22 protein-coding genes are annotated in these 21,225 nt (G+C 29.5%); 17 read left to right on the top strand and 5 right to left on the bottom strand.

What is annotated here, in order from left to right:
* Positions 1-13 precede the first annotated feature (13 nt).
* The 7 genes from CAMP5060_RS01085 to CAMP5060_RS01055 are packed head-to-tail and all read left to right on the top strand — an operon-like array spanning position 14 to position 5,972.
* Positions 14-358, top strand: a complete 345-nt coding sequence (locus CAMP5060_RS01085) for a c-type cytochrome (protein WP_337212469.1) — start codon at positions 14-16, stop codon at positions 356-358.
* On the top strand, positions 355-1,632 hold the full coding sequence (gene hemL, locus CAMP5060_RS01080) for a glutamate-1-semialdehyde 2,1-aminomutase (RefSeq protein ID WP_214126159.1): 1,278 nt from the start codon (positions 355-357) through the stop codon (positions 1,630-1,632). Before CAMP5060_RS01085 ends, hemL begins: the two co-directional genes overlap by 4 nt.
* Positions 1,629-1,907 (top strand): AtpZ/AtpI family protein, encoded by a 279-nt coding sequence (locus CAMP5060_RS01075; protein ID WP_220555304.1) that lies wholly within the window; start codon positions 1,629-1,631, stop codon positions 1,905-1,907. The genes hemL and CAMP5060_RS01075 overlap by 4 nt, the downstream gene beginning before the upstream one ends.
* Before the next feature lie 16 nt (positions 1,908-1,923).
* Positions 1,924-2,376: a hypothetical protein gene (locus CAMP5060_RS01070; protein ID WP_337217746.1), complete on the top strand. Its 453-nt coding sequence runs from the start codon at positions 1,924-1,926 to the stop codon at positions 2,374-2,376.
* The gene (locus tag CAMP5060_RS01065; RefSeq protein ID WP_250324992.1) at positions 2,373-3,566 is read left to right on the top strand and encodes an MFS transporter; all 1,194 of its coding nucleotides are present in this window, start codon (positions 2,373-2,375) and stop codon (positions 3,564-3,566) included. The genes CAMP5060_RS01070 and CAMP5060_RS01065 overlap by 4 nt, the downstream gene beginning before the upstream one ends.
* Positions 3,556-5,679: a flagellar hook-length control protein FliK gene (locus CAMP5060_RS01060; RefSeq protein WP_337217745.1), complete on the top strand. Its 2,124-nt coding sequence runs from the start codon at positions 3,556-3,558 to the stop codon at positions 5,677-5,679. Before CAMP5060_RS01065 ends, CAMP5060_RS01060 begins: the two co-directional genes overlap by 11 nt.
* Positions 5,680-5,681: 2 nt before the next feature.
* Complete coding sequence (locus CAMP5060_RS01055) at positions 5,682-5,972, top strand: FlhB-like flagellar biosynthesis protein (protein ID WP_012661291.1); 291 nt, start codon at positions 5,682-5,684, stop codon at positions 5,970-5,972.
* Here CAMP5060_RS01055 and CAMP5060_RS01050 read toward each other — a convergent pair.
* Both CAMP5060_RS01050 and CAMP5060_RS01045 read right to left on the bottom strand, forming a co-directional pair.
* A complete protein-coding gene (locus CAMP5060_RS01050) occupies positions 5,947-6,756 on the bottom strand; it encodes a phosphatidylserine decarboxylase (protein ID WP_337217744.1) in 810 nt (269 codons plus the stop codon). The genes CAMP5060_RS01055 and CAMP5060_RS01050 overlap by 26 nt on opposite strands.
* Positions 6,757-7,887: a metallophosphoesterase gene (locus CAMP5060_RS01045; protein ID WP_337217743.1), complete on the bottom strand. Its 1,131-nt coding sequence runs from the start codon at positions 7,885-7,887 to the stop codon at positions 6,757-6,759. It abuts the gene before it with no gap.
* A gap of 71 nt (positions 7,888-7,958) precedes the next feature.
* Here CAMP5060_RS01045 and abc-f point away from each other — a divergent pair, with 71 nt between their 5' ends.
* The 8 genes from abc-f to CAMP5060_RS01005 all read left to right on the top strand — a co-directional run bounded on the left by abc-f (position 7,959) and on the right by CAMP5060_RS01005 (position 17,210).
* Positions 7,959-9,893, top strand: a complete 1,935-nt coding sequence (abc-f, locus tag CAMP5060_RS01040) for a ribosomal protection-like ABC-F family protein (protein ID WP_337217742.1) — start codon at positions 7,959-7,961, stop codon at positions 9,891-9,893.
* A gap of 153 nt (positions 9,894-10,046) precedes the next feature.
* Positions 10,047-12,344: an autotransporter outer membrane beta-barrel domain-containing protein gene (locus CAMP5060_RS01035; RefSeq protein WP_337217741.1), complete on the top strand. Its 2,298-nt coding sequence runs from the start codon at positions 10,047-10,049 to the stop codon at positions 12,342-12,344.
* 122 nt (positions 12,345-12,466) lie between these two features.
* Positions 12,467-13,654 (top strand): M48 family metallopeptidase, encoded by a 1,188-nt coding sequence (locus CAMP5060_RS01030; protein ID WP_337217740.1) that lies wholly within the window; start codon positions 12,467-12,469, stop codon positions 13,652-13,654.
* Positions 13,654-14,454, top strand: coding sequence for a peptide chain release factor N(5)-glutamine methyltransferase (prmC, locus tag CAMP5060_RS01025; protein WP_337217808.1), 801 nt, complete (start codon positions 13,654-13,656; stop codon positions 14,452-14,454). Before CAMP5060_RS01030 ends, prmC begins: the two co-directional genes overlap by 1 nt.
* A 29-nt stretch (positions 14,455-14,483) precedes the next feature.
* Complete coding sequence (locus CAMP5060_RS01020; protein ID WP_039628182.1) at positions 14,484-14,951, top strand: DUF4149 domain-containing protein; 468 nt, start codon at positions 14,484-14,486, stop codon at positions 14,949-14,951.
* A 33-nt stretch (positions 14,952-14,984) separates the two neighbouring features.
* Positions 14,985-15,734 (top strand): flagellin, encoded by a 750-nt coding sequence (locus CAMP5060_RS01015; protein ID WP_214126142.1) that lies wholly within the window; start codon positions 14,985-14,987, stop codon positions 15,732-15,734.
* Positions 15,735-15,771: 37 nt separating this feature from the next.
* Positions 15,772-16,647 carry a tRNA 5-methoxyuridine(34)/uridine 5-oxyacetic acid(34) synthase CmoB gene (gene cmoB / locus CAMP5060_RS01010; RefSeq protein WP_214126140.1) on the top strand — a complete coding sequence of 292 codons (876 nt, stop codon included), beginning with the start codon at positions 15,772-15,774 and terminating at the stop codon, positions 16,645-16,647.
* Between the two features lie 2 nt (positions 16,648-16,649).
* Positions 16,650-17,210 carry a hypothetical protein gene (locus CAMP5060_RS01005; RefSeq protein WP_087700505.1) on the top strand — a complete coding sequence of 187 codons (561 nt, stop codon included), beginning with the start codon at positions 16,650-16,652 and terminating at the stop codon, positions 17,208-17,210.
* Here the strand turns inward: CAMP5060_RS01005 and CAMP5060_RS01000 are convergent.
* Both CAMP5060_RS01000 and CAMP5060_RS00995 read right to left on the bottom strand, forming a co-directional pair.
* A complete protein-coding gene (locus CAMP5060_RS01000) occupies positions 17,190-17,375 on the bottom strand; it encodes a hypothetical protein (RefSeq protein WP_039617919.1) in 186 nt (61 codons plus the stop codon). The genes CAMP5060_RS01005 and CAMP5060_RS01000 overlap by 21 nt on opposite strands.
* A gap of 8 nt (positions 17,376-17,383) precedes the next feature.
* Positions 17,384-17,908: a thermonuclease family protein gene (locus CAMP5060_RS00995; RefSeq protein ID WP_337217739.1), complete on the bottom strand. Its 525-nt coding sequence runs from the start codon at positions 17,906-17,908 to the stop codon at positions 17,384-17,386.
* A 54-nt stretch (positions 17,909-17,962) separates the two neighbouring features.
* Here CAMP5060_RS00995 and CAMP5060_RS00990 point away from each other — a divergent pair, with 54 nt between their 5' ends.
* Together CAMP5060_RS00990 and CAMP5060_RS00985 are read left to right on the top strand one after the other, a co-directional pair.
* Positions 17,963-19,231, top strand: a complete 1,269-nt coding sequence (locus CAMP5060_RS00990; protein WP_337217738.1) for a M20/M25/M40 family metallo-hydrolase — start codon at positions 17,963-17,965, stop codon at positions 19,229-19,231.
* Between the two features lie 138 nt (positions 19,232-19,369).
* Positions 19,370-20,764 (top strand): anaerobic C4-dicarboxylate transporter, encoded by a 1,395-nt coding sequence (locus CAMP5060_RS00985; RefSeq protein WP_337217737.1) that lies wholly within the window; start codon positions 19,370-19,372, stop codon positions 20,762-20,764.
* A gap of 31 nt (positions 20,765-20,795) precedes the next feature.
* On the opposite strand, the gene CAMP5060_RS00980 is transcribed toward CAMP5060_RS00985, so the two are convergent.
* The coding region (locus CAMP5060_RS00980; RefSeq protein ID WP_337217736.1) for an aryl-sulfate sulfotransferase at positions 20,796-21,225 on the bottom strand (430 nt) is incomplete at its 5' end.

Here is a 21,225-nt window from a genome sequence, read left to right as displayed (position 1 = left end):
TTAAAGGTGATAAATGAAAATTATTTTATTTTTGTTTTTTATAGTTTATGGTGCTTGGGCTGAAGATTTCATCTCACCTAAAGAATACCAAGAGTCCCTTTACAAAAATCCAAGAGGCATAAGTTGTGCTAAATGTCATGGCGATGGAGGGCAACAAATACTAGGTTATTACACTAAAAATGGAGAAAAAATTCCTTTTATTGTGCCAAGTATTAAAAACACTCCTTATGCACGTTTTAGAGAAATTCTAAGCCAACCTCAAGAAGCAAAAAGCATTATGCCAACTTACTCATTAACAGAAGATGAGATGAAATCGCTTTATGATTATATTACTAATAACAAAAGGAGTAAAAAATGAAAAATAATAAAAAAGCCTTTGAAGAAGCTTGTGAATATATAGCAGGTGGTGTTGATTCACCTGTGCGTGCCTTTGCCAGCGTGGGTAGCAATCCTTTATTTATCAAGCAAGGAAAAGGTGCTTATATTAGCGATATAGAAGATAATACTTATATAGATTATGTACAAAGTTGGGGGCCTTTACTTTTTGGGCATTGTGATGAGGATATTGAAAAAGCTTGCAAAAAAGCATTAGAACATGGTTCAAGCTTTGGTGCACCAACCCTAGCTGAAACTAAGTTAGCTAAATTTATCTTAAAAGATTGGCCACATTTAGACAAAATACGCTTTGTAAGCAGTGGCACAGAAGCTACTATGAGTGCTATTCGTCTTGCAAGAGGATTTAGCAAAAAAGATAAAATCATCAAATTTGAAGGATGTTATCATGGGCATTCTGATTCTTTATTAGTAAGTGCTGGAAGCGGTGCAGCTACTTTTAATACCCCAAGCTCACTAGGAGTTTTGACCGATGTAGCTAAAAATACTCTAGTGGCTATTTATAATGACATCGATAGTGTTAAAAACTTAATCAACAGTGATGATAATATAGCTTGTATCATTATAGAGCCAATTGCAGGAAATATGGGCTTAGTACCTGCTAAAATAAAATTTTTACAAGAATTAAGAAAACTATGTGATGAACATCAAATTCTTTTAATTTTTGATGAAGTAATGAGTGGCTTTAGAGCTTCGTATTTAGGCTCTTTTGGAATTAATAATATAAAAGCTGACATAGTAACTTTTGGTAAGGTTATAGGCGGAGGTATGCCTGCGGCTGCTTTTGCTGCAAGAGCTGAGATTATGGATTTATTAAGTCCTTTGGGTGGGGTCTATCAAGCAGGAACACTAAGTGGCAATCCTCTTGCTATGGCTGCAGGTTATGCGAGCTTAAAAAAAGCAAGAAATTATGAAGGTTTATATGAAAAATTAGAAAAACTAGGTAAAAGACTTACTCAAGGCTTTAAAGAAGCTGCAAATGATTGCAAAATTCCTTTGCAAGTTAATTGCGTTGGTTCTATGTTTGGATTTTTCTTTTGTGAAAACCCTGTTAATAATTATCAAGATGCTTTAAAATCAGATACTAAATTATTTGCTAAATTTCATGCACAAATGTTAAGCAAAGGTGTGTATTTGGCACCATCTCAATTTGAAACAGGTTTTATATGCGAATGTATGGATAAAAAAATCATTGATAAAACTATACAAGCAGCACAAGAAAGTTTTAAAGCCCTATGAACAAAAGACAAAAAATCATTCGCAAAGGCATAGAAGCTGCAGATGGATTAAGCCTTGGTATATCTATGGTTGTGGCTGTTTTAATCGGGATTGGCATAGGCTATTTTTTAAAAAATTTAACCGGTATAGCTTGGCTTTTTTGGGTAGGAGTATTCATAGGAGTAGCTGCAGCGATTTTAAATGTTTATAAAGCTTACAAAGCACAAGTAAAAAGCTATGAAGAATTTAAAGAAGAAAATCGCTATAAAGATTTAAAAAATGATCCTAAAGCCTAAAATTTTATTAAAACTCTTGCTAGGATTAAATTTACTTTTCTTAGCAGGAGTTTTTTTCTACAAAGAATTAAGTTTTAAAATCTTTATAAGCTTTGAATTTGGCTTTTTAGCTCAAAATTTAATCATTCTAATCTCTTTTTTAAATTATAAAAATTTTATTTTTAAAGCGGCTAAAAATTACGATTTTACGCAAAGACCTTTGCAAATTTTTGCTAAAAAACAATATTCTTTACCAAAAATTATAAAATTTATCCATATAGATGACGATTTAAAACCAAAATTTAAAAGTATTTTTAAAAACGCATTAGCTTTTTTTTCTTTGTTTAAAATTTTTGCTTATGTGTTTTTAATAGCAGGATTTTTATTTTTAGAGTTTCAAGGCTTAATGAGTATTTTTGCCTTGTTTTGTGCAATGTTTGTCACACCCATAGCGGTATTAATATATAATTTTTTAATAAGAAAATGTTGAGCTCAAAAAGAACGATTAGATCATTAACTGCATTGTTTTTTGGTATGATTTTTGTTTTTATAGGAAGTGCTTTAACGGTAAATTCTATAGCAATTATTTTAAAACATAACGGTGTTAGTAATTTTTATATAGGGATAATAGGAAGTTGTTATTTTCTTGGTGCTATGGTAAGCACTATTAGTGCTCATAGAATAGTCTCTAAAGTAGGACATATAAGATCTTTTGGAATTTTTGCTATCATTTTTGGTATAGCCACTATGCTTCATAGTTTAAGTTCTAATCTATATTTTTGGATGGTTTTGAGATTTTTGCTAGGTTTTTGTTACTATGCACTTTTAATGGTCATAGAATCATGGCTTAATGAAAAAGCAAAAAATGCTATTCGCTCAAGAGTAATAGCCTTTTATGAAGTAGTATTTTACTCATCATCAGGCTTTGGAATTTTACTTATGTCATTTGACTTCCCAAGCAATACAGTATTTATTTTAAGTGCTAGTTTTATTATGTTTGCTTCTATTCCTTTATTTTTAATCCGTATTAAAGAGCCAGTTTTACCACAAAAAACCAAAATTTCCATTCCTAAAGTTTTTGATATAGTACCTTTAGCTTTAGTGACAAGCTTTATAGCAGGTATGCTTTTAAATGGATTTTTCTCCATGGCTTCTTTATTTATACTCATACAAGGATTTGGCGCAAAAGAAGCTTCGATTTTTATATTTTGTACCATGTTAGGAGGGTTTATATCTCAACTTTTCATCGGAACCCTTTCTGATAAAATTAGTCGTAAATTTGCTATTATTTTATGTGCTTTTACCGCTTTAAGTGCTATGCTTTGTATTTTGTTATTAAGTTATAATATTTATTTAAAATACTTTTTTGGCTTTTTGCTAGGTATGGGAATGTGTTGTTTATATGCTCTTTCTTTAGCTAGAGCAAATGATATGCTTGATGATTCTAGCAAAAGAGTTGAGTTAGGTAGAGCGGTTCTTTTTACTTATTCTTTTGGTGCTTTATTTGCGCCTGCTGTGCTTGGAACTTTGATGTATTATTTTGAAGGTAATGGTTTTATGTATTTTTACATCGTTTTATTAACTGTTTTAATTGCCTTTGCTATAGATAAACCAAAATTTAAAAATCTAACCAAATTTAAAAGAAAACCAGGTAATATGGTAATGCTAGATGATAACTAATATTTCTAACAATCAAAATCAATTTGCAAAAAACGAAACAAGCAAAGACAACAAAAGTGAGAAATCAGACAAAAAAACCTCACTCAATGATGCTTTAAAAAATCCTTTATTTTCTAAAAATAATCCTGAAGTCAAACTACCTAAAGATTATGTAAGCAAAATCGATCAAAAACTACAAGAATTATTAAGTAAACTTTTAGATCAAATCAAAACCAGCAAAGATCCTGATTTAGCAGTATTAAAAAATCACAAAGATTTAAATTTTGCACCTAATTTTGCTAATGAAGTTAAAAAACTTCAAGCAGAGCTTTCTAAAAATCCTGAATTTGAAAAACTGCTTAAAATTTTAGAAGATCTAGTTAAACCTGCTAAAGATATCAACAATAAAAATCTTTCATCTTTGGTAAAAAATTCAGGTGTATTTTTAGAAGCAAAACTCAATCATTCTCTAAAAGAGCAAAACCTACCACAAAGCTTTTTTAATCTTTTAAATACTATAAAAGGGGCTACTAGTGAAAATCTAAAACGCGATATAAGTAATTTAGATCTTAAAAATCTTGATACCACAAGCACCTTAAAAGAACTTATTCATATCTTACAAAATCACAAAAAAGATAACAAAATTTCTTTAGAAAATACAAACTACAAGACACTTTTTAAACTATTTGATAAAATAGAAAATTTCAAAAGCTATATCAATAAAAACCCAAGTTCTATTAGTCAAGAAAAGTTACAAAATATTGCTAATAATTTCATTAAAAATCTTAATAAAAATTTAGCACTTATCAATAAAGAACTAGCCAAACCTGAAAATATAAAAATTCAAAATACGCATATACTAAAAGAACTTAGTCAAAACATTAAAGATCTTATAACACTTTTAAAAGACATAAAAAATCACAAAAACAAAACTGAAACAACACAAGAAAATTTAAATAAAGCTCCACATACTAAAGACATCAAAGAAGTGTTAAAAGAGGGAATAAAAACTCCACAAAAAAACACAGAAGATAAAAAAGAAACTCAACAAAAACAAGAAAACATAGCAAAAGATAAAGAAATTCAAAACACAAAAGAAGAAAAAACACCACAAAGTAAAGATATCAAAGAAGAATCAAAAGTACTACAAAAAAATACCGAAGAGCATAAAGAAACTAAAAATAAAGAAGAAAACTCATTTAAAAACAAAGAAATAAAAACACCACAAAGTAAAGATATCAAAGAAAATCCCAAAGAAGAGCCAAAAACACCACAAAAAAATACTGAAGAACCAAGCAAAAATGATAACAAAAGTCAAAATTTACAAGCAAATAATACCAAATTAGAAGATATATTTAAAAGCACTTCGGGTAAAATTTTACTAGAAGATATTTTCAAACAAAATGTAAGTAAAAATCTTAATTTTAGCCAAAATTTGCAAGAAGAACTTTTAAACAATCTAAACAAAGAACTAGGCCTAATAGGAAGAAAACTCAACGAGGTTTTAAAAGCTTTAGATCCTAAAAATTATGAAGCAAAAAATTCTTTAGATGATATAAAAAATATAGAAAAAAAATTAGAACTTTCTATAAAAGATATTGGAAAAATCACCCCAAAAGATACTACAGAAATTTCTTCAGAATTACAAAAAGATATTAAATCCACTCTTTTGCAAGTTTCTAATCTAGCTAAAAATTTAGACAACGAAAACATACTAAATCAAGCAAATCGTCTTATAGCTCAGCTTGAGTTTAATCAGCTTTTATCTTTAGCTAATAATAGCATTCATACTTTTTTACCTTTCTTTTGGGATAATTTAGAAAAGTCTAATGTAGTTTTTAAACGCGGTAAAAAAGATAAATTTTATGCACAAATTAATCTTGAATTTGAAAAACTAGGAAAAATCAATGTATTTTTATCACTAAGCAATGATAAATACATTGATATAAATATGATGATAGAAAATGCTAATTTTAGAAAAAAACTTTATGAAAGAGCACATGAGTTAAAAAAAGCCTTAGTTAAAGTAGGACTTCTAAGCTCTAATTTTTTCATCAGCGATATAGTTAAAAGTAAATTTCACAATCAAGAAGAATATAATGACTTTAATATGGGTTTTGATACAAGGGCTTAAAAATGGCTAAAAAAACAAAAAAAGCCGTTGCGCTAGGCTATAACAAAGAAGATCAAAATGCACCAAAAATTCTAGCTAATGCCAAAGGTGAAAACGCTGCTAAAATCATCTCTTTAGCTAAAGAAAATGGCATACCCATAAAAGAAGACAAAGATTTAGTAGAGGTGCTTAGTAAGCTTGATCTAGGCGATGAAATCCCACCTAATATGTATAAAGCAGTGGCTGAAATTTTTGCCTTTTTATATAAAGTTGCTAATGAAGATGAGACTAAGCAAAGTCCGCAATCTTCTTAGAAAATTCAACTTGCTCATAAGCATTTTTACTAAATTTTAAAAATCCTTTTTGGACAATTAAAACTATAGTCGAACCTAGTTCAAAATTTCCAAGCCTTTGACCTTTTTTTATAAAAAGATCTTCATAAGTATGAGTAAAATCAAAATTTGCAGCATTAGTTTGTATACTAGTATCAAAACTAAAATGCATTTTACCGACATTTAGCGCACCGACAAATACCATCCAAAGTATAAATTTTCCTTCCACTAAGCACTTTAAAACTACTCTTTCATTTTTAGTATAAAGATTTATAATCTTAGCTAACTTTGCCTCACTCACACTAAATAAAGCCCCACTCATATATGTAGCACTTAAAATTTGCATATTACAAGGTGCGTGATAATGATGATAATCTTTTGGAGACAAATAAATATTTGCATAATCTATGCCATTTTCTAATTCTTCTTTACTAGCTGAGTTTTTTAAAAGCTCTTCTATGCTATAACTTGAACCTTTAATGCTAAAGGCTAAATTTTCTTTGAAGTCATTTTGAAAACTACTTCCAAGTTCTAAAATTTTACCATCACTTGGACTTATAAAGCCATCTTCTAATTCTCGCTCATTTAACAAAGTTCTTGTAAATAAAGCATTTAAACTCTCGTATTCTTCTAAAGGTTTAAATTCGCTCATATTGATATTAAAAGCATTTACATAAGCTTTATTAATGTTTTTTTGTATGATTTTTGGAAATTTATATTTTGCTATGATTCCAAATATTTTTGAAGCACTATTACTAAATCCCACTCATTCTCCTTTTAATCTAATCAAAGCTATCTCACTAGGAGCTAAAAATCTCACAGCAGGTCCCCAAAATCCAGCTCCACTGCTTACATAAAGCAAACTATCCTTGCTTAATTTATAAAGCCCATACACAAAACCTTGTTCTAAATATACCAGCAAAGAAAAAGGGAAAATTTGTCCTGCATGAGTATGTCCTGATAAAATCAAATCAAACCCACTTATATCATAAGTTTTTACATATTTTGGCTGATGCGTGATTAAAATATTAACTTTTTCTTGATTGATTTGAGTTTTGATTTTTTCTATATTGCTTTCTTTAAAACCCAAACGTTTAGCAGCCAAATCCAAAGTCCCACTTAAAGTAAAATCCCCAAAATCAACGCTTTCATCTTCTAAAACTTTGAAATTCTTAAGTGTTTTAAGCCTTTTACTTATTGCATTTATATCATTATAATACTCATGATTTCCATAAACATAATAAGTGCCATATTTTGATTTAAAATTTTCTAATAAATTAATATAAGGCATGCTAGCAATATCTGCATCGATTAAATCCCCAGCTATGATGATTATATCAGCATTTAAAGCATTAACCTCATCGATTAAGGTTTTTAAAAAATCTTCTCCTAAATTTTTTCCCAAATGCACATCAGAAAGCAAAGCTATATTTAAATCTTCTTTTAAATTTTTAATTTTAATATCTACCTCATTAACCTTAGGTGTACTGATAGCATTTACAAAACCTTTAAATACCATACTAACACTAAGTATAATAAGCCAAGAATCAAAAATTAATTTTAAAAACTTTCTTCTTTGGACACTGAAAATTTGCTCTTTTTTATTTTCATTAAAAAAAATCCAAGAACCAATTTCAAAAACCACTCCAAAAAGTAAAAAAAAGCAAGTAATGGTAGGAAAAATAGCCAAAATATAATAAAGCTTTTCATGCAAAAAATCCCCGCGCATATTTACAAAAAAGATTAATTCACATGCAAAAACTATTAAAACAAAAGCTATTACAAACTTCTTATAAGGTTTTAAAAAATCAACCCTACTTAAAAATCTTTTACAAATATACCAATTTGCCAAAGCAAAAAATAAAACTAGTAAAGTAAAAAAAACAAACACTCTCATAGTGTAATTTTATTTAAGCAAAATTAATACTTTTTAAAGTAAAATCGCAAAAAAACATTTGGGAAAGAAATTTGGCTTTAATAGATTTAATCGACGCAAATAAGAAATTTAATACAAAAATAGTTTTAGAAAATGCAAATTTTAGTGCAAATTTAGGAGAAAAAATCGCCATTATAGGCAAAAATGGTGAAGGAAAATCAAGCTTTTTAAAAGCCCTTATGGGGACTTTAAAACTAGATAGCGGTAGAGTGATTAAGCAAAATAACGCTAGTATAGGTATGCTAAGCCAACAAGTAAGTTTTGAAAGCACCTTAAGCGTGAGCGAAGCCATCAAAAAAGAACTTGAAGAAATTTACCAAGCCTTAAAAGAATTTGAAAACTATAACGAAAAACTAGCTCTTGATCCAGAAAATAAAGAATATTTAAAAAAAGTAGATGAATTAAGTTTATTTATAGATTCAAAAGATGCATGGAATTTAGACCAAAAAATACAAAGAATACTAGAAGAGTTTAAACTATTAGAGTATAAAGACAGAACACTTTGCTCTTTAAGTGGGGGCGAGATAAGACGTGTAGGACTTTGCACACTTTTGCTGAAAAATCCTGATATATTATTGCTTGATGAGCCAACCAACCATCTAGATGTATATATGAGTAGCTTTTTAGAAGAAAGATTAAAAGCCTCTAAAATGTGTGTTATTTTCATCTCTCACGATAGATATTTTATCGACGCAATAGCACAAAAATGTATAGAAATAGAAGCGGGAAAATTAAGTATTTTTGAGGGTGGATATACGCAATATCTAGAAAAAAAAGCAGCTATTTTAACTTCCTTAGCTAAAAGCCATGAAACCCTACTTAAACAGCTCAAAAGTGAGGAAGAATGGCTAAGAAGAGGAGTCAAAGCTAGGCTTAAACGCAACGAAGGACGCAAAGAACGCATTTTTAAAATGCGCGAAGAGGCTAAAAAAAACCCAGGAGCTATCAAACGCCTACAACTTGAAATCAAAAGAGCAAGCAAAAATTTTAACCAAACTCAAAGTCAAAACCGCAAAAAAATGCTTTTTGAACTTAAAAATATCTCAAAATCTATTGCCAACAAGACACTTTTTAAAGACTTTAATACACGAATTTTACAAGGTGAACGCATAGCCATAGTAGGTAAAAATGGCTGTGGCAAATCTACTTTCTTAAAAATTTTACTTGATCAAATTCCACTTGATAGTGGGGAAATTAAAAGAGGTGAAGTTAAAATAGGCTATTTTGATCAAAACAGGAGCTTATTAAATACTGATAAAAAACTTTTAGAAATTTTTTGCCCAAATGGCGGTGATCACATTCAAGTGCGTGGTAAAAATATGCATGTTTATGGGTATTTAAAACAATTTTTATTTCCAAAAGAATTTTTAGAACAAAGTGTGAGTGTATTAAGTGGAGGTGAGAAAAACAGAGTTGCCCTAGCCTTGCTTTTTACTAAAGAATATGATGTATTAATCTTAGATGAACCAACAAATGATTTAGACATAGCTACAATTAATATCTTAGAAGAATATTTACTTTCTTTTGAAGGTGCGATTTTACTTGTATCACATGATAGATATTTTGTTGATAAAATAGCAACTAAACTTTATGCTTTTGAAGATAATGCAAATATCAATATAGAAGTTCTTTCTTATAGTGAATATTTAGAAAATGAAAAAGAATATAAAGACTTTGAAGAATTTTCTAAAAATTTAGAAACAAACACTACAACAAGTGTAAAAACAAAAGAAAAATCAAGTAAAAAACTAAGCTATAAAGAAAATGAAATTTTAAACTCATATCCTGATAAAATTCATAAATTAGAAGAAGAAATCAAAGAAATCAAAAATGCTCTAAGTAATCCCACAATCTATCAAGAACTAGGTATAAATACCCTTTATGAAAAGCTAAACTCTTTAGAAAGTGAACTTAGTATTTTAGAAGAAGCTTATTTTGAGGTTTTGGGAAAAAGTGAAAATAATTAATTTTTTACTTTTTTGCAAACATATTGTGTAACAATAATCTTTGAATATCTAAATAAGTTATAAACTTTATTTATATTTAATTGACTTTTTTTATTATTATTGATATAATCGTCTTTCAATAAAATTATAATTTTATTAAGGAGTTCTAGAACAATGAAAAAGTTGAACAGAAAAATTTTTCTTTCCGCTTGTGTTGCTACTTTTGTAGCTAGTTCGGCTATGGCTATAGAGCCATCTAACCCTAGACCAGGGGTTATTGATGATTACCAATTAACTCATTTAGGAGACGGTGAATACCAATTTATCTCATCTAAAAATCCACAAGGCAACATCTTTCACATAACAACAGATTTAGGAGATGCTGATTATGGTCAAGGTGCTGTATTAGAAACACCTATCAAACACTTAACAATCAATACTCCTGATTCAATCATCGAAGTAGGTGGAGAAAGAGGTTCTCATTATGGATCTATCGGTGGTATAAAACCTCATTATTCTTTTGCTATCAAAGCTAAAGAAGTTAATTTCATAGGCAAAAAAAATCCAGATAATATTATTGGTTTCAAACCTTATCCTGTAGGCCCTAATACTGGAGCTGATATGAGCAATCCTGGTAATGTTGATAGTGGTTTTGGTGCAGATTTTGATCCAGAAACTGGTATAAATAATGGCGCATTAATAGGTTGGAAACCATGGGGACCAACTTGGATTCAAGACTCAAGAGAAAATGTTTCTCTAAATGTTTTCCACAATGGCTTAATTGATGGCAATGTTAATATGGATCATGCAAACTTTAAAATCATTGCAGGCGATTTTAATGGTATTAACTATAATGGTGCTTTAACTATTAACGGAAACCTTTTTGCACATGATTCACTATTTACTCTACATGGACCACACCAATTTACTGTAAATGGTAATGCAGTAATTAGAAATTCTGTATTTGAACTTGCTAACTTTAGCAATCCTGTAACAGAAAAAGGTGTTTATCTACTAAGCGCGACAAACTTCAATAAAGAATTTGCAGAAGTAAATACAGTTAGAAATGTATTACTAATCCCAGAAGGAAAAATTCTAGGCCTTAAAGGTCATGCACTAGCAGAATACGAAGGTGAAGTAGTAAAAGTAATCATAGATCAAGATAAAAAATACTTCAACTACAAACTTAATGTAATTGGAAATGATGCTTATGTTCAAGGTGGCTTAACAAGTGGTATTAAAAATATCAATATAAGTGATTTCTTGAAAGAAATGAGAATTGAGGTTTTAACTCAATTACATGATTACTATGCTCAAAAAGCTTATGAGCAAGAAAATAGCTTAGATGGCATTGATCCTAAAGTTGATTATAGTAAAATTCTAGCAGATATTAAAAAAGAAATGAATAATATAACTAATAACGAAAAAGTTATTACTTATGGACATCAAATTGATTCGGTTTTAGCTTCATTGAAAAATTCTGATAGACATCTTGCAGCTAACTCTGCTTTAGTTAATGCTATTAAAGGTGATGTAAGACAAGCTCAGGCTATAGTTGATTCAGCTAGAGAAAGTGCAAACAACTCTAACCGTCAGGGTGCTATCCAAGTTATCAACCTAGCTAACGAAATGGCTATCGCAACAAGAATGGCTCAATCAAGAGGTACTGGTGAAAATAGCGTATGGGCTAACGCTTTTGGTGGTGCTAATATAATTGGTAGTGATAGCGAAGGTGTATACGGAACTACTATAGGTATCGACAGACAATTTAATGATGCTATATTCTTTGGTGCGTATTTAACTTATGCTGATTCACAATTAAATCATAATTCATTAAATCAAGATTCTAACAATTTACAATTAGGTCTTTACTCAAGAATTACAAATGGTCAACATGAATTTGATATCAAATCTTATGCACAATTTAGCTTTGCAGACCAAGAAAGATTTGTTAATGGTTCAGTACAAAAATCTGACTTCACACAAACTTACTTAGGTGCAAATGGTAGCTATGGTTACGTGTTTGACTTTAGTGATAATTTCTCAATTAAGCCATTAATTGGATTAAATCTTTACTACAGCCATACTCCAGACTATACAGAAAGTGGTATTTGGGCTCAAAAAGTTTATTCAATGGATAGTTTTGCTGCAAGTGCTGAAATTGGAGCGGAATTTAGAAAATTCTTCAGCGGCGGTAGTTATTTCTATGTTACTCCAAAAATTGAACAGTTCTTTGCTATGAGCGGAGATGATTTCAGAGGTCGTTTTACAGGAAGCGATTTTAGTTATAATGTAGCTGGCGCTGAAAAAGATAAAACTTTTGGTAAAATCCTTATCGGAAGTAACATTAGTGTAACAGATAGATTCTCTGTTGATCTAAGCATAGGTGCTAAACAAATCTTAGGCAATAAAGATGATAATACCGATGAAACTTATGTAACTGGTAATATTGGAGTTAAATATTCATTCTAATTTTCTTTAAGTAAATTTAATAGTTAAAGAAAGCCTTCTTAAAAGACTAGGTAAAATTTACCTAGTCTTGTTTATTTTTTTATATACCAAATACTTTCACAAATAAACTATATGGATAAAAAATGACTTTGATAACTATTTTATGTATTTACACAACTTTTTTAGTTTTTATATCTTATATGCAAATTTCTTTTTTAAAAAAAGAAAAAGAAAAACAAGCAATTATTTTAAGTGAGCATGATTATAAAAACGCTGCAAATATCGCCATAGAAAATGAAAAATACAAAATATTTTCTAATCTTTATAATCTGATAATTAACATTTCTTGGATTAGCTTTGGCTTTTTGTATTTAAAAGAATTTTTTATAAAAGAAAATTCTACTTTAGAAAATACTTTATTTTTACTTGCATTTTTATTGATTATTAGTATTTTAAATTTACCACTTAGTTATTATGAAAGCTTTGTAAAAGATAAAAAACACGGCTTTTCAAATATGACTTTAGCACTTTTTGTTAAAGATAGTATTAAATCTTTAGCTCTAATGCTCGTTTTTGGCTTTTTAATCATCTATGCCTTAGTATTTTGCTTTGAATTTTTTAACACATACTGGTGGATTGTTGCTTTTGCCCTAAGTTTTATAATCATACTTATTATAAATCTTATCTATCCTACACTCATTGTGCCGATGTTTAATAAAATGAAAAAACTTGAAGATGAAAATTTATTAGAAAAAATCACTAATTTGATGCAAAAATGTGGTTTTAGTGCAAATGGTGTTTATGTTATCGATGCAAGCAAAAGAGATAAAAGATTAAATGCTTATTTTGGTGGTTTATTTAAAAGCAAAAGAGTAGTACTTTTTGACACGCTTTTAAATGCTTTAAAAGAAAAAGAACTCATTGCTGTTTTGGGTCATGAGCTAGGACATTTTGTACATAAAGATTTATTAAAAATGTTATTTTCTAGTGCTTTGATGCTTTTTGCTTTATTTTTTATCTTTGCTCATTTACCAAGCTTTTTTTATATTGAAAGTCACTTAGATGGAGTAAATGCTGGAGTTTTTGCACTTTTATTGATTTTTGGAAATATTTTTACTTTTATTATCTCTCCACTATTTAATAAAATGAGTCAAAAAAATGAATTTAATGCTGACTTACATGGAGCAAAACTAAGTTCTAAAGAAGATATGAAAAATGCCCTCATAGCTTTAGCAAAAGAAAACAAAGCCTTTGTTAAAACAAGTAAAATTTATACTTTCTTTCATCTAAGTCATCCTTGTATTTATGATAGAATCAAAGCTTTGCAATGATTTCAATCAAACAAGCTTTAAAGCAAGCTTATGCAAAAGATCCTGCTCACAAAGAATATATACTTTTTATTCTTTGTGAGCTTTTGCAAAAAGATAAGGCTTGGATTTTTTTAAATCCTGAATTTCAAATTAATGAAAAAGTTTTTTTAGAATATGTAGATAGATTTTTAAACGGCGAGCCTTTTGAGTATTTGTTTAAAAAAACACAATTTTATGGTTTAGATTTTTTCGTAGAAAAAGGAGTTTTGATACCACGCTTTGATAGTGAAATATTACTTGAAAAATGCTTAGAAATTTTAGATCATAACTCTTTTAAAAATATACTTGAGATCGGTTTTGGAAGTGGAATTTTAAGCATCTCTCTAGCAAAGTTAAAACAAATTTTTATACAAGCTTGTGATATTAATCCAAAAGCACTAGAGCTTGCTAAAAAAAATGCAGATTTTCATAATGTTTCAAATTTAATTAATTTTCAACTTTGCGATTTTAAAAATATGCGTGGAAATTTTGACTTTATTTTTTCTAATCCACCTTACATAAAAAATGACTATCCTTTGGATAAATGGGTGCAAAATGAACCGCACAATGCTTTATTTGGTGGGGATAAAGGCTGGGAAATTTTGCATGAAATTATCCTTTTTGCTAAAAATAATAACACAAAAGTTTTAGCATGCGAGTTTGGTTATGATCAAAAAGTAATTTTAAATAAAATTTTAAAAGAAAATGATTTCAAGGCTACCTTTTATCAAGATTATAATGGATTTGATAGAGCCTTTGTTGCGTGGAATTTAAAAAATTAGACTATAATTATCTTTTTATAGGAGAAAATATGAAATCAATATATTTATTTTTATTAGCAAGTTTAATTGGGATTGAAATTAGCATAGGTGTATTTTTAGCTCCGACTATATTTTATCCTGCTAAATTCATAGGCGAAGGGGTTTTAACTCATTTTCAAAGTGGGCTTTTAATGACACACATTTTTGTGCAATTTGGTTATGTTTTATTAGGTGTGAGTGTTTTATCTATTTTAATGGAAATTTTTTCATTCAAAGACAAAAATTTAACTTTTAAAATAAATTTTTCAAAATTTATGCTTTCTTTAATCATTTTGGCACTAAGTTTGCTTTTTGTATTTTACTTCACTGCTTATGTTTTAGAAGCGCAAAGCTTAGGAGAAGAAGCAACTAAGACTCAAGAATTTATAAAAATTCATGGTGCAAGTGAAGTTGTGATGAAAATTATCATGTTATCACAGGTAATTTTGTTTTTTTTAAATTTTAAAACAAAAAAGTGATATAATAAAACAAGTCTTTAAAAGGAGTCAAAGATGAAAATAGGCGATATAGGAACAACTCAACAAAACCATTACTTAAATCAAGCTCAAAAAAGCCAAGAAAAAGCTTTAGAAAATATAGCCGCAATGCGTGCTATAGACGGAAGCGATGGGGCAAATTTAGCTATAGCTGATTCTTTAAGAAGTCAGTATAGCACTATAGATCAAGGTATTTTAAACGCTTATGATTCAGTGGGTGTTTTACAAATTGCCGATTCAACACTAAGCAATATATCAGCTACTGCAGATAGACTTAATGAACTTTCTGTACGCTCAAATAGCGCTGCATTAAATGACAGACAAAAAAGTATGCTAAACGCTGAAGCAAATAAGCTTATAAGTTCAATCAATGATGCATTTTCAAATGCAACTTTTAACGGAAAAAATGTTTTCCAAAGTATGGATTTTGTTGTTGGAGCTGGGGTTGAAAGTATTAATTTAAATCAACCAAGTACAGCAAATTTAAGCCTTGAAAACCAAGATGGAATTCGCGATTTTCAAGATCAAGTAGGTTCTTTACGCGCAGATATTGGTGCTGGGATTAACGCTATTTATTCTAATATCAACTCATCTTTGCAAACTAGCATAAATACCAAAGAAGCTGAAAGCAAATTGCAAAATAACGACTTAGCACAAAATATCAATGATTTTAATGCAAATTATCTAAAAGAAAATGCGTTTTTATTTGCAAATGCTCATTCAAATGTAATGTTACAAACTAAACTAGCAAGCCTACTTCAATAATAAAACTCCCAAATAAGGGAGTTTTTCAAGGAAAAATATGCAAGATAATGCTTTGTTAAAGCAAGTTTTAAAACATCCTTTATATGAAAAAATTCAAAAACTTAGCACAAAAGTTCAAAACTCAAATTATCTTATAAATGAAAGTTTTGATATTTTTTGTGATAAAAGCTTAGATAGTGAGATTAAAGATATCGCTTTAGAATTAAAACCTTGGCGTAAAGGGCCTTTTAAAATTAATGATTTATTTATAGACACAGAATGGCAAAGTTTTATAAAATTTAATATATTAAAGCCATATATGCAAGAAATCAAAGGTAAAATAGTTGCAGATATTGGCTGTAATAATGGTTATTATATGTTTAAAATGCTTGAATTTAGTCCTTCAAAACTCATAGGTTTTGATCCTTCTATTAAGTATTATTTACAATTTTTACTTTTAAACTCTATTGCAAAAACTCCTATACAATATGAGCTTTTAGGTGTAGCTGATGTGCCAAATTATGGCATAAAATTTGATGTGATTTTTTGCCTTGGAGTAATTTATCATCGTAGTGATCCTATAGCCATGCTAAAACAACTCAAGCAATCTTTAAATAAAAATGGCATAGTCTTTTTAGATACTATGTATATAGAAGATGAAAGAGAAATAGCACTTATTCCTCAAAAAACTTATTCAAAAATACCAAATATTTTTTTCATTCCGTCGATATTGGGTTTAAGAAATTGGTGCCATAGAGCTGGATTTAGTGAATTTGAAGTCATAACAACTAAGCAAACCGATCTTTTAGAACAAAGAAAAACACAATGGATTGATTCTTATTCTTTAGATCAATTTTTAGATAAGCAAGATTCAAATTTAACTTGTGAAGGCTATGAGGCACCAAAAAGAGTTTATGTTAAATTAAAGGTGTAAAAATGGCAAGAGTAGCAAGTGCTGTTAGTATAGAAGAATTAATAGATCCTGAAGAATTAAATCGCATTAAATCAGAACTTATCACTTGTCCTGGGATAAATAATACTTTAGCAGGAAGTATTTCTCATATAGAAAAAAATTTCGCCAAAGGTATTTTAATCACAACTCATGATATGGCAGTAGATGAATTAGGGCTAGTACATAGTGGATTTGTATTTAACGCGGCAAATTATATAGCTCAAGCTGCAATCAATAAAGAGTTTAGCGTATTAATAGGTTCAAGAAGCTTTTTCTATGCTCCTTTAAAAGTTGGAGATATCCTAAATCTTGAAGCAAGCGCTTTGTTTAGTGACGACTCAAGAAAAAGAGAAGTTAAAGTGGTTGGCTTTGTAAATGAGATTAAAATTTTTGATGCTTCTTTTCAAGTTGTTACAACAGAAGAGCATATATTCAAGCTCAAACAAACACAAACAACAAATAACAATCAAAATCAGCAAGAACCAGCTAAACAAGAAACTACACAAGAAGAACTCAATGCAGCCTTAAAAGGAATCGGGGGTTAAAGGTAAATCTACCCAGTTCTTTGGGCATTCTTTATGGTAAGTCCCACTTGCATCATAATATTCTTTACAATCATCATAAAAGCGGTTTGAAATTCCTCTTTCATTTACAAAACAGCCACCAAAAAACAATACTACAAACCCAATGAAAAATATTTTTTTAAACATCTCTTTTCCTATTTTAATCTTATTTGTTTACGCCATTTATAAGGCTCTATAGGATTTTCATCTACCCATAAACCTTTTTTATTTTCTTTAGCATAGTTTTGCTCATTTACATATAAATCACTATAATATTCATAAGCCCAAGCAAAACCATTTTTAACCATAACTTGATTGATATCTTTATCATTTAAGTACACAATGGCCAAAATTCTACCATATTTATCCTCATCTTTTACATTTAAAACAACTTCTTTATTTAATACAATAGCTTTTAAAAATTGCATAGCCATTTTTCCATAGGCTTGATCACTCTCAGGTGCGTCTATACCAAAAAGTCTTATTTTAAGTTTTTCATCTTCAAATCTAGCTTCAATAGTATCTCCATCTACCACACGACTTACTTTAGCATTGATATATGAGCCGTTATCATAATTTAAAATATAAGCAAAAGCGACTAAAAAAAGCACAATTAAAAATTTCTTTGGCTCTTTTAATAAGGTTATTAATAATTTAATTTGCTTTTTAGAAATTTTCATTTAAACCTCATCTATATAAAAATATGCCATAATTACAGTAAAAAAGGAGATTTTATGCAAGAAATTATACAAAATTTTAAACAAATTACTCAAATACCTCATTGTAGTTTTAAAACCGAAGAATTAAAAAATTTTCTCATTGATTTTGCCAAAAGTCAAAACTGCCAAGTAAGCGTTGATAATGCAGGTAATATCCACGCATACAAAGGAAATCCAAAAATTTGTTTACAAAGCCATTATGATATGGTTTGCATGGGGGAGGCTCCAAATATACAAATGTATGAAGAAAATGGATATTTAAAAGCTAAAAACTCAAGTTTAGGTGCAGATAATGGCATAGGAGTATCATTAATGATGCAAGCTTTAAAAGACTTTGAAAATATCGAATGTCTTTTTACTAATGATGAGGAAGTTGGCCTTTGTGGAGCAAATAATCTTACACATACTTTGATTTCAAACAAGCTGTTAAATTTAGACCATGAAAGCGATGATGAAGTTGTTATAGGTTGTGCTGGCGGAGTAGATATTTTTGCTAATTTGAAATTAGAAATAGATGAAAAAGAAGATGAATGCTATGAAATAGAGGCAATAGATTTTAAAGGTGGACATTCAGGGATTGATATTGTTAAAAACATCAAATCTTCTATCAAAGAAGCAAGTTACTTTATCACTCAAAATCAAGGCGAACTTTGCGAGTTTAAAGCAGGCGAGAGAATAAATTCGATACCAAAACATGCTAAAATTATAGCATTTTTTAAAAATCCTCCAAAAGAAAATAATCATTTTAAAGTAAATTATATAGGTAAAATCAAAAGAACATATTATAAAAACTCTCAAATCATTTTAAATCTCATTAATGCTTTTGCACAAGGTGTTAGAACTTTTAATCATCATCTAAATTTAGTCCAAACAAGTATTAATCTTTCATTAGCTTATGAAAAAGAAGGTAAATTTCATTTTGAACTTTTTGCAAGATCAAATGATTTACAAGAGCTTAAAAATATAGAATTTGAAACCTTAACTTATTTTAAAATGCAAAATTGTAATGTTTCAAGTGCAAATTTTTATCCACCTTGGGCTAATAAAGATACTAAATTTGGAGAAGAAATTCTAAGTTATTTTAAAAAAGAAAATCCAAACGCCAAGCTTTACACTATACATGCTGGTTTAGAATGTGGTATTATAAGTGAAAAACAACCTCTAGAATGTTGTTCTATAGGGCCAAATATATATAGTCCACATTCAACAGATGAAAAATGCGAAATAGCTTCTATCGAAAAAATCAGTAAAATTCTTTTTACAATTTTAAAAAATCACCAATAATATATAGATAAAAAAACCAATATTTTGACAAATAAATTCAAAATATTGGTAAATATTTATTTAAATAATAAAAAGTTTTATTTACTATTAATAAAATTTGCATTATACTCTCGCATATTTTACAAACAAGGAGAGAGTATGGAAATACTAACTAGCCTTAGCGAAGGCACTCAATTTAGTATCCAACTAGCTGTAGTTCTTATTTGTCTTTTTTATGGGGCAAAAAAAGGCGGTATCGCTCTTGGTTTATTAGGCGGTATAGGTTTATTAGTTTTAAGTTTTGGTTTTGCCGTAGCACCTGGAAAACCTTCAATTGATGTTATGCTTACTATCCTAGCTGTTGTTGTTGCTAGTGCAACCCTGCAAGCTAGCGGTGGTTTAGATGTAATGTTACAAGTTGCAGAAAGAGTTTTAAGAAAAAATCCTAAATTCTTAACTATTTTAGCTCCATTTGTAACTTGCATTCTTACCATGCTTTGCGGAACAGGACATGTTGTTTATACCATGATGCCTATTATTTATGATATTGCTATTAAAAATGGTATTCGCCCAGAAAGACCAATGGCTGCTTCTAGTATTTCTTCTCAGCTTGGTATTATTGCAAGCCCTGTTTCAGTTGCTGTTGTAAGTTTAACAGCACTACTTTTAAATCCAGAAATTAACAAACATCCTTTAGTAGGATTTGATGGTTATGTAGATTTACTTGCCATTACTATACCTTCTACCTTGGTAGGTGTTTTGGCTATAGGAATTTTTTCTTGGTTTAGAGGGAAAGATCTTGATAAAGATGCAGATTTTCAAGCAAGAATCAAAGATCCAGAACAAAGAGAATACATCTACGGTGATAGCAAAACTCTTCTTGGACAAAAACTTCCAACTATTCAATGGGTAGCTATGTGGATTTTCTTGGGAGCCATTGCGATAGTAGCCATACTTGGAGCTTTTCCAGAACTTAGACCACAATTTACCTCAAAAGGTGTTACTAAACCTATGAATATGGTTGCTGTAATTCAAATGTTTATGCTTTTAGCAGGTGCAGCGCTAATCATCTTTACTAAACTTGATGCAAGTAAAATTGCAAAAAATGAAATTTTCAAATCAGGTATGATAGCTTTAGTGGCTGTTTTTGGGATTTCTTGGATGGCAGACACTATGTTTGCAGTACATACTCCTATGATGAAAGAATCTTTAGGAAATATCGTTATAGAATACCCTTGGACTTACGCAGTTATGCTTTTATTAATTTCTAAATTTGTTAATTCCCAAGCGGCAGCAATCGCAGCTTTTGTGCCACTTGCACTAGGCATTGGTGTTGAACCAGGCATTATCATTGCTTTTGCAGCAGCTTGCTATGGATATTATATTTTACCAACATACCCAAGTGATCTTGCAACCATACAATTTGATAGATCAGGTACTACAAAAATAGGTAAATTTGTTATCAACCACAGTTTTATCTTGCCGGGTTTAATTGGTGTGATTGTTTCTTGTATAGTAGGTTATTTCTTAGCTTTAGGTGCAGGATATTTATAAAATTTAAAGGGCTTTAAAAAGCCCTTTTTTCTTATTTAAATGCTTTTTCTAAATCAATAGGCATAGCTTGATAACCAGTACTTGCTCCACTAAAGCGAATTTGTACCGAAGGTTCTTTAGCTCCCCATTTAAATTCATCTATTTCAGGTCTTGGCTCACCCAATGCAACACCTTTATTTAAATCAAAAGCCATTCCAGCAGTAGCACTATAAACCACTATAGAATTTTTATCTTTATGATACTCAGTTAAAGAAGTAACAGGTGAAAACCATTCATTACCTCTTTGTTTTCCGTATTCCCATACCTGTTCTACGGTTTTATTTTTTTGATCTATTTTATACACAACCGCTCTTGAATATTTCATCGAAGCAAAAGCAGGTTGCTCTATACCCCTTGCATCACCATTATCAAAAGCTGTGATATAAACATATCTTTTATCAGATTTTTCATCTATTCTAAAA

The sequence above is a fragment of the Campylobacter sp. 1569 genome, assembly GCF_024723675.1.
In the GTDB taxonomy this organism is placed as follows: domain Bacteria; phylum Campylobacterota; class Campylobacteria; order Campylobacterales; family Campylobacteraceae; genus Campylobacter_D; species Campylobacter_D jejuni_C.
The sequence above is the reverse complement of the archived record's forward strand: the minus strand, read 5'-3'. Positions and strand labels throughout refer to the sequence as shown.